Source organism: Polynucleobacter sp. 39-46-10 (assembly GCF_002282275.1).
Map to the genome: position 1 here is coordinate 1 of NZ_NCJB01000100.1, position 13,070 is coordinate 13,070.

Annotated in this window: 14 protein-coding genes and 1 tRNA gene; 7 read left to right on the top strand and 8 right to left on the bottom strand. The window is 45.1% G+C overall.

Going from position 1 to position 13,070, the window contains the following annotated elements; translation table 11 throughout:
* Window positions 1-54 precede the first annotated feature (54 nt).
* A complete protein-coding gene (locus tag B7X71_RS09265; RefSeq protein ID WP_293597913.1) occupies window positions 55-495 on the top strand; it encodes a DUF6641 family protein in 441 nt (146 codons plus the stop codon).
* Here B7X71_RS09265 and B7X71_RS09270 read toward each other — a convergent pair.
* On the bottom strand, window positions 485-1,108 hold the full coding sequence (locus B7X71_RS09270; protein ID WP_293597914.1) for a hypothetical protein: 624 nt from the start codon (window positions 1,106-1,108) through the stop codon (window positions 485-487). The two genes, B7X71_RS09265 and B7X71_RS09270, sit on opposite strands and share 11 nt — an antisense overlap.
* A gap of 199 nt (window positions 1,109-1,307) precedes the next feature.
* On the opposite strand from B7X71_RS09270, the gene B7X71_RS09275 reads away from it, so the two are divergent.
* Window positions 1,308-1,466, top strand: a complete 159-nt coding sequence (locus B7X71_RS09275; protein ID WP_293597915.1) for a hypothetical protein — start codon at window positions 1,308-1,310, stop codon at window positions 1,464-1,466.
* Here B7X71_RS09275 and B7X71_RS09280 read toward each other — a convergent pair.
* Together B7X71_RS09280 and B7X71_RS09285 are read right to left on the bottom strand one after the other, a co-directional pair.
* Complete coding sequence (locus tag B7X71_RS09280; RefSeq protein WP_293597916.1) at window positions 1,432-1,668, bottom strand: hypothetical protein; 237 nt, start codon at window positions 1,666-1,668, stop codon at window positions 1,432-1,434. The genes B7X71_RS09275 and B7X71_RS09280 overlap by 35 nt on opposite strands.
* A gap of 49 nt (window positions 1,669-1,717) precedes the next feature.
* On the bottom strand, window positions 1,718-2,770 hold the full coding sequence (locus B7X71_RS09285) for a hypothetical protein (protein ID WP_293597917.1): 1,053 nt from the start codon (window positions 2,768-2,770) through the stop codon (window positions 1,718-1,720).
* 160 nt (window positions 2,771-2,930) lie between these two features.
* On the opposite strand from B7X71_RS09285, the gene B7X71_RS09290 reads away from it, so the two are divergent.
* Window positions 2,931-4,118, top strand: a complete 1,188-nt coding sequence (locus tag B7X71_RS09290) for a hypothetical protein (RefSeq protein WP_293597918.1) — start codon at window positions 2,931-2,933, stop codon at window positions 4,116-4,118.
* 27 nt (window positions 4,119-4,145) lie between these two features.
* A complete protein-coding gene (locus tag B7X71_RS09295) occupies window positions 4,146-4,733 on the top strand; it encodes a hypothetical protein (RefSeq protein WP_293597919.1) in 588 nt (195 codons plus the stop codon).
* Between the two features lie 148 nt (window positions 4,734-4,881).
* On the opposite strand, the gene B7X71_RS09300 is transcribed toward B7X71_RS09295, so the two are convergent.
* From B7X71_RS09300 to tsaE, 3 genes are all read right to left on the bottom strand, one after another.
* Window positions 4,882-4,957 (bottom strand) — tRNA-Lys (locus tag B7X71_RS09300).
* A 91-nt stretch (window positions 4,958-5,048) separates the two neighbouring features.
* Window positions 5,049-6,386: an N-acetylmuramoyl-L-alanine amidase gene (locus tag B7X71_RS09305; RefSeq protein ID WP_293597920.1), complete on the bottom strand. Its 1,338-nt coding sequence runs from the start codon at window positions 6,384-6,386 to the stop codon at window positions 5,049-5,051.
* A gap of 5 nt (window positions 6,387-6,391) precedes the next feature.
* Window positions 6,392-6,919, bottom strand: coding sequence for a tRNA (adenosine(37)-N6)-threonylcarbamoyltransferase complex ATPase subunit type 1 TsaE (tsaE, locus tag B7X71_RS09310; protein ID WP_293597921.1), 528 nt, complete (start codon window positions 6,917-6,919; stop codon window positions 6,392-6,394).
* A gap of 43 nt (window positions 6,920-6,962) precedes the next feature.
* Between tsaE and queG the strand changes: the two genes are divergently transcribed.
* Genes queG through B7X71_RS09325 form a run of 3 tightly spaced genes read left to right on the top strand, consistent with a single transcriptional unit; the run spans window position 6,963 to window position 9,228 of the window.
* Complete coding sequence (gene queG / locus B7X71_RS09315) at window positions 6,963-8,057, top strand: tRNA epoxyqueuosine(34) reductase QueG (protein ID WP_293597922.1); 1,095 nt, start codon at window positions 6,963-6,965, stop codon at window positions 8,055-8,057.
* Window positions 8,058-8,101: 44 nt separating this feature from the next.
* Complete coding sequence (locus B7X71_RS09320; RefSeq protein ID WP_293597923.1) at window positions 8,102-8,887, top strand: AzlC family ABC transporter permease; 786 nt, start codon at window positions 8,102-8,104, stop codon at window positions 8,885-8,887.
* A complete protein-coding gene (locus tag B7X71_RS09325) occupies window positions 8,887-9,228 on the top strand; it encodes an AzlD domain-containing protein (RefSeq protein ID WP_293597924.1) in 342 nt (113 codons plus the stop codon). Before B7X71_RS09320 ends, B7X71_RS09325 begins: the two co-directional genes overlap by 1 nt.
* Before the next feature lie 17 nt (window positions 9,229-9,245).
* Here the strand turns inward: B7X71_RS09325 and B7X71_RS09330 are convergent, their stop codons facing one another.
* Together B7X71_RS09330 and B7X71_RS09335 are read right to left on the bottom strand one after the other, a co-directional pair.
* Window positions 9,246-12,335 carry an FAD-binding and (Fe-S)-binding domain-containing protein gene (locus B7X71_RS09330; protein WP_293597925.1) on the bottom strand — a complete coding sequence of 1,030 codons (3,090 nt, stop codon included), beginning with the start codon at window positions 12,333-12,335 and terminating at the stop codon, window positions 9,246-9,248.
* Complete coding sequence (locus B7X71_RS09335) at window positions 12,332-13,015, bottom strand: GntR family transcriptional regulator (RefSeq protein WP_293597926.1); 684 nt, start codon at window positions 13,013-13,015, stop codon at window positions 12,332-12,334. Before B7X71_RS09335 ends, B7X71_RS09330 begins: the two co-directional genes overlap by 4 nt.
* Between the last annotated feature and the right edge of the window lie 55 nt (window positions 13,016-13,070).

The window sequence follows — 13,070 nt, forward strand, 5'->3', positions numbered from 1 at the left end:
ATATCAGATCGAAAACACACTTAATGAGCCCATTAACCACAGAGGAGAATTCAAATGAGCCAATTAAGTCATCTCAAACTAGTCGCAGTCAAAAAGCCCCGCAATATGCCTGCAATCGTTATCCGCAGGAATAAGCTAGGATCAAAATTGTGGGAGCAGATCCAGCTAGCTAAAAGTCAGCTGGATGGAACCCCATTTGTAGTCATGAAGTACAAGACCGTAAAGGATCGTGAAACAGGGATACGCAAACAAGTAGAAGTACCTAAGCGCATTAAGCCATGGTGGTTTCAAAGTGAAGAAGGGAAAGTCTGTGTCGCCGTGAAATATGGCAGCTGGACGCTGGAACTAGCTAAAGGCAAGCCCAGTGTTGAAGTAGCTAGCGGCGAAGCTTTAATTAAAGCCCTTGAATCTATTAAAGCAGCAGTAGAGGCGGGGGAGCTAGATGAGCAAATCGAGACAGCTAGTGCTGGGTTGAGAGGTGGGTTTAAGCGTTAGGTATCGGCAGTTTCTTTTTATGTGAACTAAGCTTTCTTTTGGATTCTAGGGAGATTACGCGAGACTTCAGGTTTTCTTTTACTGAATCGCCGGTTCTTAGCGCCAAAGCTAAAGTCCAGTGAAATGCCTTTATTGCTTGATCTACCTCTTTTTTGGTAATTGCGAGATCCTCAATCTTTTTTGGATGAGTAATTCTATTTCTTACTTCGATATTTGCAATTAGCGCATCCCACCCTTTGTTATTAAAACTTTTTTCATGAAGGGACTTGGTGTCTTTATCTACTATTTTCACAATAAGCTTGATACTTGTCTTTAAAGGAATAAGCATAGTTTTTTTCTGGACAACTCCATTTTCGTTTACTGAGTATGTCTCCTCTTTTAGGGCGGCAACCTCTAAATCAGAATACAGTTCCGGAAAACTTGTGGCTTGGTTTAATGCAATATTCTTTAAGTGAAAGATGATTCCCTCAATAGCAGCACCAATAGTTCTAATTGTTGATCTTCTTAAATGCTGTTCATCAGCGTTTCTCAAATCATTTAGACTTGAGGTCACATCTTTAATCAATACTTCAAAAGCGTGAATGTCTTTTGTGTCAGATGCTTGGCTTTGCATGCTTGTTCCCTTAGAGTCACATGGAAGAATAATATGTGCTAAATATCTATATGAAAAGATATAAGGCAACGGTAAATGCAGCAGGGATGTGGGTGGAAACTATTCTCTACGCCCAAAACCCGGCTCAGGCATATAAGCTGTTTCAAGCCATATTTGGTGCTAACAACGTGCCACATCAACCCCTGCAGATAGGTTAACTATGAGATTTGATGAAATTGCCCCGCAAAGGCCACTCAACCCAGAGCAAGCCAGGCTTAAATCAATGAAGGATCGTGTAAAGCGTGATCAGCAAGCAGTTAAGGCTGAGCGGGCTAGGCAGAAGATTAAGGCTGGACAGGTGGAGTTGGCCGCGGTTTAACTATTCCAGCATTTGCTTGGATCGCTGCTGCGCTCCCAAGTGAGTATGCCTTTTCGTAGTAGTACTCATTTTGATCGATAACGCCCGCTGGCACCCCATCTTCTAATGGAGGGATGCCAGGGATGGAAGATTTCTTAATTGACTGCCATCCATCAGTGAATCCTTGCTTCCATGCATCATGAATATCTTTAAATCTACTCATCGAACATTCCTTTTAAATAAATGCCTGATCAAAAATTTCAATAACAAACTTAAGATTCAAGGCTATCATCTTTGATTTGAAATTCAAGCAAATTTATTTTTTTCTCGAGTAAGCGAATTTCGCTAAATGCCATTCTTAAGCTTTGATTACTAATGTCATCTTCTTGACCCTTATCTTCGGGAATAACCATATCAATATCGCCACCTTTTTCAATAAAGGTCACGAGATCCCTTATAGAGACATCAAGAGCCTTAACTTTGTCTCCTTCGCCATTCTCTCTGATATTTAACTGCTCAATCATTTGCTTTTTAATTCCTTCTATACCGATTTTTTTCTCATCATCAGCTGATTTTTCGAGTTCTTGAGATATTTTTTCATTTGCGAGTTTAAGCCCTCTAATCTCCTCGGCTTTTTTTCGAATATCCAAAACTTTTTCAGCCACTTTAAGTGCCGAAAGAATAATGGTTGCAACAGTGGTAGCGATCAGTTGCGCTACAGCTAGTTCTAATATTATTGAGCCTTTACTTGCACCAATAATCTTTATATCTTCAGGAGAAGAATTGTGAGCCATAGCGATTCCTCTCCCTATGTCATACCACGTATCCCCCCATTTTTTAAAATCAGTAAGATTTTCTAATTGAGCATTTCCTTTGAATGTCACTCTCATTAATATTTGTCCATGAAGATCGACTTCAGAGGAGTCGATGCAATCACTCAAACCAGTTTCAATTTGATTTAATTTTGCAATTGCAGCATTAATTTTTTGAATGATTTCTTGGATTTTCTGCGCTGCAGTGGCTGTATCTATTGCGTTTTTGTATAAGATGTCTTCAACAGTACTAACTCCTGATTTCCCAATAAAGGGAAGAAGATCAATTTTTTCAAGGAACTGCAGCTGCTCCTTAGTTAAATTATCGGTATTAATTGTTAGAAGAGTATCAATTAGCTCATCCTTCTGAACTTCAAATGATTGTTTTGGTTGATTCGGCTGGGAATTGGTCTGAAGAACCGAAAGAAGTGCCCCATATTTTTGGGGGAGCTGGCGATCAATAATTTCACGTTTAATCCATTTGCTTAAGTCAATTAATTCCTGAATATTCATAAATTTCCTTATCATTTTTAAGATAATCTTCTCAGGTTTGGAGTTATTCGACAAGATAAGATCGCAAGCGTCCGGAAAAGTGACACTTAGACCTTCCCTGGGCAGCTTAAATCCACCCTAAATCCTTGTAATATGTAGAAAATACCTAAAAAATACATATATGCCATTACTTGAAATCTGGAAAGCCACTAAAGATTCAGTCCTAAAGATGAATCTTGAGACTATCGTCAAAATGGCGGGCGATGGCCAGCTCAAAGACGGTAGCGAAACATCCCTCGAATTTAGGCAATTTCTCACTGAGGTAGACAGCAAAAAACTTGCTGAATATGCCACTTACTGCACAGACCATGCCTTTACCAATAGCGGCCAGGTGCTTCAGGATGTCGTTAATGAGATTGGTGGAAGGCTTGGCTTCACAGCGGAAAACGGCCGATATCAAGGTGTTCGTAACGATATTGGCTATGACGGTATTTGGACATCTGGATCTGATTGTCTAGTCATAGAAGTTAAGACTACTAACGCTTACACAATTAAGTTAGATGTCATTGCTACTTATCGCGATCGATTGGCTGAGGCTGGCAGAGTTCCCCATGACTCGCCAATATTAATTGTGATTGGCAGAGACGAGACCGAATCGCTAGAAGCTCAGGTTAGGGGCTCTAAGCACGCCTGGACTATGAGGATTATTGGTATTGAAGCCTTGATTAAGCTCATGGAAGTGAACTTATCAACTTCAGGAAAAGAAGTTACAGAAAAGATTCATACCATTCTCAAGCCTATTGAATATACCCGTATAGATAAGATCGTTGATGTGATCTTTACTGCTGCCGAAGATAAAGACTTGGAGATTGACGGGGCAGGTGAGCCGCTGGATTATCAAGATAAGCCTGAGCAGAAAACTTACGCCACACCTCAAACTACCCCTAGAGAAATAATTGAGCAGAAGAAGCAGTTAGCCATTGAGGAATTGGGCCTCAAGTTAGACAAGGTTTTAGTTAAGAAAAAATATTCACTGTACTCAGATCAAAGAGGGGATGTCCATGCGGCAGTCGCTATATCCAAGCGATATGTTCGTTCTGAGGTTTTCTATTGGTATGCTTATCACGAGGTTCAGCGTCAATTCTTAAGCGAAGCTACTTCCGGATATATGCTTTTCGGAATGGTTGACTTGGATGTCAACTTCGCAGTCCCTTATGCCAAGCTGGAGGAGTTAAGGGAAAAGCTCAGCTCGACTGTTCGTGAAGATGGTCGTGAATACAAGCATATCTTCATCTATGTGGATGGCGACCAGTACACCATGCGTTTACGTGGTGGAGAAGAAATGGATTTGTCGTCTTTTAGGATTTAAGAGATTGTGGTTTCTTGAGATATAAAAATGAGTGATATGCAAAGTATTCAGGCTTCAATTTCCATACTTAAAGATGTGAAAGATTTAGTCGCTCCATCAAATCCCTGGATTCCTGTAATAGCTGCAGTTCTCGGAGCGCTTGCGGGCGGCATGGCACCACTAATTGTGAAGACTCTGGAATCTTCGAGAGATAGAAAAGCAAATCAACAGGCTGTTGCACATCAAATATATGCTGAGATTAGCGCCATCTTGGAGATTGTTAATCAAAGGAAATATTTGGATGAGCTTAAGAGGTTGAGGGACGTAATTTCGATTAATCCAACTTCAAGTTTCTATATGGTTCAAATCTCTGAGGCAATCGACCCTCTATATAAGGCCAACATCGATAAGTTGCCTTTGCTTGCTCCGGAGCTTCAGACCAAGATTGTTATGTTTTATAGATACTTAAATGCTTTGGTAGAGGATATTAAACCCGGCGGTACATTCAATACGGCTGGCGCAACCTGTAAGGGCATAGATCAATTCCTAGTTATTGCCGATCAAGCAATTCTTATTGGAAATCAAATTAAGGTTGAAATTGCCAAGCAATTCAAAATAGGTGATGAGTACCAATAGTCGCCAACGGTAAGCTGCGGTCACCCAGCGCAGTCTATCCCCACTCATTACGGGCTATAAGATTCCATCTTGTAGTTAACAGTTATCAGCACATTCCATTTAACCAAAAGAAAAGGGACCACTATTGCTAGTGAGGGTTTCTTAGTACTGGTGGGTCGGGCGAGATTCGAACTCGCGACCAACGGATTAAAAGTCCGCTGCTCTACCGACTGAGCTACCGACCCAGTAAGACAGAAATTATAGCATAGCAAGAACTTGGTTGGGCTTCCCCAGGTTTGCCGACTTTCCCCTTTGCGCCTTGTAGTTACAAGAGTGCTACGCGTTTGCCCGTCTGGCAACCGGTGGATTTTTTGAGAAATAGTCCTTAATTCCCCTCAAAATTGCCTCGGCAATACGGTCTTGGTAGGCATCGTCATTCAGGCGAGCCTCTTCTTGGGGGTTACTAATAAAAGCGGTCTCTACCAGAATGGATGGGATATCAGGGGCCTTAAGAACGGCAAAGCTGGCTTGCTCAACTTTGGCTTTATGTAGGGGTGCAAACCCACTAATTTGTTTCAGAATCGATGTGCCCACTTGAAGTGAGTCTTTGATCTGGGCGGTGGTCGACATATCTAACAATAAGTTAGCGAGCTGCTTATCTTGCGTTTTAATATTGATGCCGCCAATGAGGTCGGAGGCATTTTCTTTATTGGCCATCCATCGCGCTGTTGTACTACTGGCACCCATTTGGGATAAGGCAAAGACTGAAGCGCCTTTTGCTCTTGGTTCAATAAAAGCATCTGCATGAATCGAGACAAATAAATCAGCTTCCACGCGCCGCGCTTTTTGCACTCTAGTATGAAGGGGTACAAAGTAGTCGCCATCCCTAGTCAGAAACGGGCGCATATAAGGATCGTTTTCAATCTTGTCGCGTAAGAGTTTAGCAATCGAGAGAACAACATGCTTTTCTTTGGATCCCATGGCACCAATGGCACCTGGATCTTCTCCACCGTGACCCGCATCGATTGCAATGGTAATGAGGCGCTTATGTTTTGCTGGGGCAGTGGGCTGCTTTACATCTGGAATCGCTTGCGCTACTGGCGCCCTTGGAGCCTCTTTTTCTTGCTTGCTTGCAAACTGCGCAATTAAGTCAATTTCTTCATTGGCTTTTTCTAGAGCGCTCTCTTTGCGGGCACTATTTTTGACCAATTCCATCAAAGGATCTGGTGGAGTCGCTGGATAGAGGTCGAGCACCATGCGGTATTGGTATTCCGCAATCGGGTCTAGTGTGAAGAGTTGAGGCTTGACAGGCTCCTTAAGATCAAACACCAAGCGCACCATGCCAGGCTGAAATTGACCTACCCGAATTTGAGAGACGTAAGGATCATTCGGTTTGACTTTGGCTACTAAGTCTTTCAGGGTGGAATTGAATTCCATGCCTTGAATATCGACTACTAAACGATCGGGGTTGGTGAGTAGTTGTTGAGTAATAGGAAGCGCTTTATCGGACTCCAGCGTGATACGCGTGTAATCCTCTGCAGGCCAAATACGTACACCCAAAATCTTGGCGCCCCAAGCAATCTCTGCCTCGCCAAAGAGGAGAATGAGTCCCAAAATCTTTGCTGAAGTTCTGAGGTGCCTTCTTCTATAGGAATTAATGGGGAGCTTACTCATCTCTGTTAGGGGTGCAATCTGTTTATAACGACTATCCCAAGCTCGGAGTTTGCTTTGAGTTCTATTTGTCTTTCTGACTCCTCTTCGCCGGCCACTAAGTGAATTTCAATATCAAAAGCGGGAAGGGTGCCCTGAGCTTTTTCTGGCCATTCCACCAAACAGAATCCAGGCTCATCAAAATGTTCTGCAAAACCTGCCTCTTGCCACTCCAGTGGATCCCTCATGCGGTAGAGGTCAAAGTGATGAGCGGTGATGCTTGCTGCAGTGTTTGGGTTGCTATCCTTGATTTGAATAGGGTAGGGCTCACACAAGGTGTAGGTCGGACTCTTCACTCGGCCTTCATATCCGAGGGCTTGTATTAGATGGCGGGCAAAAGTAGTCTTGCCAGCCCCAAGATCACCTTCTAGGGAGATGTTGAGGTGGGCGTTAGGATCCACTTGAAACAGCCGACTAAGACTGGAGGCAAGCTTTTGAGCCAAAGCGGTCGTATCGACTTCTTGCCTACAATGTTGAGTAAATGAATTCTGAGCCATTTGCCTAGTTTATTCAATTATTCAGCTACATTCTGTATTCCTAATGACTTCTTCCCAAATACCGAACTCTGTTGACCAGACCAATCTGCGTGAATGGCTGAATGATCAGTCTCGTCAATTGGGTTTTGATGGCTTGCGTATTACAGATACCCATCTTGGATCGGCCACGGAGAGACTTCATGAGTGGTTAGAGCAGGGTCGCCACGGTCAGATGGAATACATGGCCAGACATGCCGATTTGCGCTCTGATCCCAGCATGCTCGTTCCGGGGGCTGTCAGAGTCATTTGCGTCACTATGAATTACTTATCTCCCGCGATGGATTTTGATGGCGAGTGGCAGCGCTTGGCCGAGCCAACTCAAGCGGTGGTATCGATGTATGCGCGAGGGCGCGATTATCACAAGGTGATGCGCAATCGTTTGCAAGAATTTGCGCAGAGGATTGAAAAGCAGATTGGTTCATTTGGCTATCGTGTATTTACCGACTCAGCACCATTGATGGAAGTGGAGTTAGCTCGTAAGGCGGGCTTAGGTTGGCGAGGTAAGCACACGCTGTTGCTGAATCGTGAATCCGGGTCAACATTCTTTTTGGGTGAGATTTTGGTGGATGTTCCTCTACCAATAGATACAGAGGAAGAGGCGCATTGTGGCACTTGCCAATCTTGTATTGATATATGTCCTACGCAAGCCATTACGGCGCCGTACCAATTAGACGCGCGACGCTGCATCTCTTATTTAACGATTGAAAATCCAGATGCCATTCCGGTGGAGTTTCGGAGGGCGATGGGCAATCGTGTTTATGGATGTGATGATTGTCAATTGATTTGTCCTTGGAATAAGTTTGCGCAACGCACGGCCTTGCCCGATTTTGCTGAGCGACATGGGCTTGGTAGAGCAAGCCTCTTGCAACTTTGGTCTTGGACCGAAGATGAATTTGAGAAGCGCCATGAGGGTAGCGCTATTCGCCGAATTGGCTATTCACGCTGGCGCAGAAACTTGGCTGTAGCGATGGGTAATGCTTTGGCTGATAGTAGCGTGCCCGAGGTAGATAAGGGCCCGATCCGTGAGGACTTATCAAGTGCCTTGCCTGCGGCTGATGCGCTAGTGGCTGAGCATATTCAGTGGGCGCTCGACTTGTGAATCTATTCAGTAAAGCTTGATCTCATCTCACTTACAATCATCCCATGTCATCTGCCGACCAACCGTTTATAGACCCTAGTGAAATTGCTCTAGAGGCTTCGGTAGCGCAGCGCTTTAAAAGCCGTAGGGATGCTTTTTGGGCTGGTATTCGGGATGCATCAGGGGCGCCAGCCATGGTTTTATTTGCAGGTATGGTGGGATTTGGGGCGATGGGTAAAACCAATGGCATGGATGCTTGGTTTACTGGAGCCACCAGTTTCTTTATGTTTGCGTTACCTGGTCAGGTAGTTTTATTGGAGATGGCGATTACTGGATCATCGGTGATTGCAATAGCTTTGGCGGTGACTTTAACGTCCACGCGCTTTATCACTATGACGGTGACACTCTTTCCTCAGCTTCATGAAAAAGATCGTAATCACAGTCTTTACGCTTCCGTTCATCTTTTAGCAATGACTGCATGGGCAATCTCTATGCGCGAGTTTCAGACTATCGAAGCTAAGCATCGATCTAGCTATTTCATCGGTCTTGGCTTGCTATGTTGGTTGATCTCTGTGCCGGGCACTATTTTGGGTTATTTTCTGGCGGGCATGGTGCCACCGGCAATCACCTTGGGTTTGGTATTCATCAACCCTTTATTCTTTTTGCTCACGTTTACTGAAGTAGGCCCTTGGATTAATCGCATTGCTATCGGATTGGGATTTATTCTCGGGCCATTTTTCTTTATTTTGGATCGCGATACAAGCTTGCTGACTACCGGCTTAGTGGCGGGAACTGTTGCCTACTTATTCGATCGCAAAGTATTGCGTAAGAAAGCGGGGGTAATAGGTTAATGAATGCCGCTCTTCAAGGTTGGGGTTTATGGATTGCCTTAGCTGGCGCCACAATCGGCACATACTTTTGCCGAGCAATTGGCGTTTTACTCGCCAAAAAAATTAATCAAGAAAGCGAAATCTTTCGTTGGCTTGCAGCGGTAACTTATGCGATGGTTGCCGCTCTGGTTGTCAGAATGGTTTTGATGCCCATTGGCCTCTTGGCAACCGTCCCTGTATGGATTCGGATTCTGATTTGCGTTCTCAGTATTGGCGTGATGGTTTCTAAGCCAACACGCCGCCTCGTTCCAGCCTTATTGACTGGAACACTGTTGATGCTCGCTTACGGCGTGATGCGCTAAGTAAACCATTCAATAGATTAGAGATGGGCCGCCAAAATTTTGGCAATATGTACAGCCTCTCTTTGCGTGCCATCAGCAATCTGATGGCGACAGCTTGTCCCATCCGCAACCACCCAACTATCTGGCGCTTTACGAATTGCTGGCAAGAGGCTTGCTTCTGCCATTTGTTTTGACACTTCAATGTGCTCAGCTTCATAACCAAAGCTACCTGCCATGCCGCAACAGGATGATTCGATCAGCTTGGGTTCTGCATTGGGGATGAGTTTCAGAAGCTCCAGCGCTGGTGTGACGGCTGCAAATGATTTTTGATGGCAATGCCCATGAAATAGTACTGGGCGCGATGCTGGTTTTAATTGCAACTGGAGCTTGCCACTTTTTGCTTCGCTAGCCAGGAACTCCTCTAAGAGTTGCACATGCTTGCTTACAGTAACTGCACGCTCACCAAAGCCCATGACTAAAGCCTCATCCTTTAGCGTGAAAAGACACGAAGGCTCAAGACCAATAATCGGGACCCCTTTTTCTGCAAATGGAGCTAAATGATTCACTAATTCATCTAAGCTGGCTTTAGCTTTATCAACCATGCCTGCTGCCAGATAAGTGCGACCACAACAAAATTCTTTAGAGCAGGTGTTGCTCGAGGCTGCTTGTGATTCTTGTTTTACTAAGCTCTTTTGTGGAATATGAACGCGATAGCCAGCAGCCTTCAGAACAGCTAGTGCAGCCTGCAAGTTTTCATCTTCAAAGTAGGCATTGAAGGTATCGGCTAAAAGTACCACACCCTGATGACCGTTTGCATCTGCTGTACTGAGTTCTGCTGGCGTAAATTGGTATGGTGTGAGCTTGCTTTTCTCGCTCCAGAATGTTTTGGCTTTCCAGGTTGGCAAACTTCTTTGTGCAGAAATACCCATCACCCATTCTTGTACTTTAGCAATCGGAGTAATGTGATTTCGCAAGTTAAGTAGCGCAGGCAAACCAGGAATGCTGCTAATGATAGGTGCATATTTCGGTAAATAGGCTACGGCTAGATCTCGTAATGAGTGCCCAACCCGTTTTTTGTATGCTGATAAAAACTCAATCTTCATCTTCGCCATATCAACGCCAGTAGGACATTCACGGCGACAGGCCTTGCAGCTGACACAGAGCTCCATCACTTCTTTAATAGCATCACTACCAAGAGGTGAACTTTCGTCTTTAATATCCAGTTGATTGGAAAGTGCGAGACGTAAAGTGTTAGCGCGACCACGAGTGAGATGCTTTTCATCGCGAGTCACACGATAACTTGGGCACATCACTTCCGCATCAAACTTGCGACAGTGACCATTGTTATTGCACATCTCTACTGCTTTAGCTAAGCCCATTGCAGGGTCGCCACCAGTGCCGGGAGCGCTGGTCTCTTCAGTGACAGGATTATTTTGTACATTCCAAGCGGACCAATCTAAAGCAGGTTGCAGTGGAATGACCTTGTAGCTTGGTGGAAAGCGGAAATTGCTTGCATCATCCATCTTGGGTGGATCAACAATCTTGCCGGGATTAAATAATCCATTTGGATCAAACCCATGTTTAATTTCTGCAAGCGCTTCAGTAATCTTGGGTCCAAATTGCCAGGAGATCCACTCTCCGCGACAAAGTCCATCACCATGTTCGCCACTATAGGCGCCTTTGTACTTACGCACCAATGCAGATGCCTCTTCAGCAACCGCACGCATTTTTTGTGCGCCATCACGGCGCATATCTAGGATAGGGCGTACATGGAGGGTGCCTACTGAAGCATGCGCATACCAAGTACCGCGTGAACCGTATTTAGCAAATACGTCTGTGAGTGCTTGGGTATATTCAGCAAGACTCTCTAGTGGGACTGCGCAGTCTTCGATAAAGCTGACTGGCTTGCCATCGCCCTTCAAGCTCATCATGATATTTAGACCAGCCTTACGCACCTCCCATAAATTCTTTTGCAAACTAGCATCAGGCATAGCCACTACCGAGCCTGGTAGACCTAGGTCACCCATCAAACTCTGCAACGATTTTAATTTCTCGAGCAAGGGGGCGTGCGCTTCGCCGGAGAACTCCACTAATAGGATTGCTTCAGGAGTGGGGCCGCTAGCATCAATGAGGGCAGTCTCAATGGTTTTCTTAAAGCTCGGGTTGTGGCGCGCTAAGTCAATCATCGTGCGATCAACTAACTCAACGGCAGTGGGCCCAAGCTTGACGATATGTTGCGCACTATCCATCGCCTTGAAGAAGCTTACAAAGTTCACTACCCCAAGTACTTTATGTTGTGGCAAAGGCGCTAACTTCAGTTCAAGTGATTTGAAATAAGCCAAGGTACCTTCGCTACCAACTAGTAGATGCGCTAAATTGACGCTACCGTCCTGGGTATATGGACGCTCGCTTTGTGGATGAAAGACATCGAGATTGTATCCAGCTACACGACGTAATACCTTGGGGAAATGTGCTTCGATTTCTGGTTGGAGGGTATTGGCAAGACCTTTTACAAAATCACCAAGTTGTTTTGCGGCGCCAGAACTATTGGCGTAATTTCCAAAGCTAGCCACTTGTCCATTTGCTAGCCAAGCATCAATTCCTAAAACGTTGTGCACCATGTTTCCATAGGCAATAGAGCGACTTCCGCAAGAGTTATTACCGGCCATGCCACCAATCGTTGCCTGACCAGCAGTGGAGACATCTACCGGGTACCAGAGGCCATGGGGTTTGAGTGCAGCATTCAGGTGGTCTAAAACAATGCCAGGCTCAACCACTGCGGTTGCTTTTTCTGGATCAGCATGCAAGAGTTTGCGAAAGTATTTTGTATTGTCGATCACGAGTGCTGTGCCAGTGGTTTGCCCGCACTGACTAGTACCACCTCCGCGTGGCAACACTGGAACCCCTAGATCAGCTGCAATCTGAATAGCAGTTGCAATATCTTCGGCTGTTTTAGGAACAAAGACAGCCACAGGCATTGCTTGATAAATTGAAGCATCTGTTGCGTAGCGTCCACGACTAGCTATGTCTGTCATGACTTCACCAGAGGTTTCTTGCCTGAGGCGCTTGGCTAACTCTGCCTTATTGGCAACGAAGTCTGGAAGTGGTAAATCGAGTGGCTTGTTCATGCCGCAACTTTCTGTTTGGATTCTGAGTCAACTAATTGAATAACAACATCACGTTTATTCATGACGTGTTGCATCATGACTTTGCGCATGCGCACGCTGTCACGTGCCTTTAATGCATCTAACATTTCCTGGTGCTCGACAACAGCTTTTTCCCATTTCACGCCATCTTGATTCGAGCGAAAGCGCAGTGCCTCAATGCGGGCATTGACCTGGGTAAACAGCTGACTTAAGACGGGATTGTTTGCCGCTTGATTAATGGCTTGGTGAATCTTGAGATTCAGTCGGTAGTAGCTTGAGAGATCTCTGCGAGCATACGAGGCCATCATTTCATATTGGAGAGCTTCAAGCTCAATGAGCGCTTGATCGTTTATGTTTTGTGCTGCTAACTCTCCAGAGTAGCCCTCTAAATTCGCAATCACATCAAAGGTGTGCAGGATGTCATCTCGGCTGAGTTGCACTGCAATTGCTCCGCGGTTTGCAATCAGCTCAACTAAGCCATCAGCGGCTAAGCGTCGAATTGCCTCGCGAATAGGGGTGCGTGACACGTTGAGCTGCTCTGCCAACTCCCGTTCATTGAGTTTGCTTCCCGGCGTAATGGCGCCCTCCACTAATAAAGCTCTGAGCTTTAGGAAGGTAGCTTCATGCAAGTTTTGCGTATTTGCGGGCGTTGTGAGCATCATTGGAAATGCCTTAATTTTGTATACATATTTACTATAACCTATCAATAGCTATAAA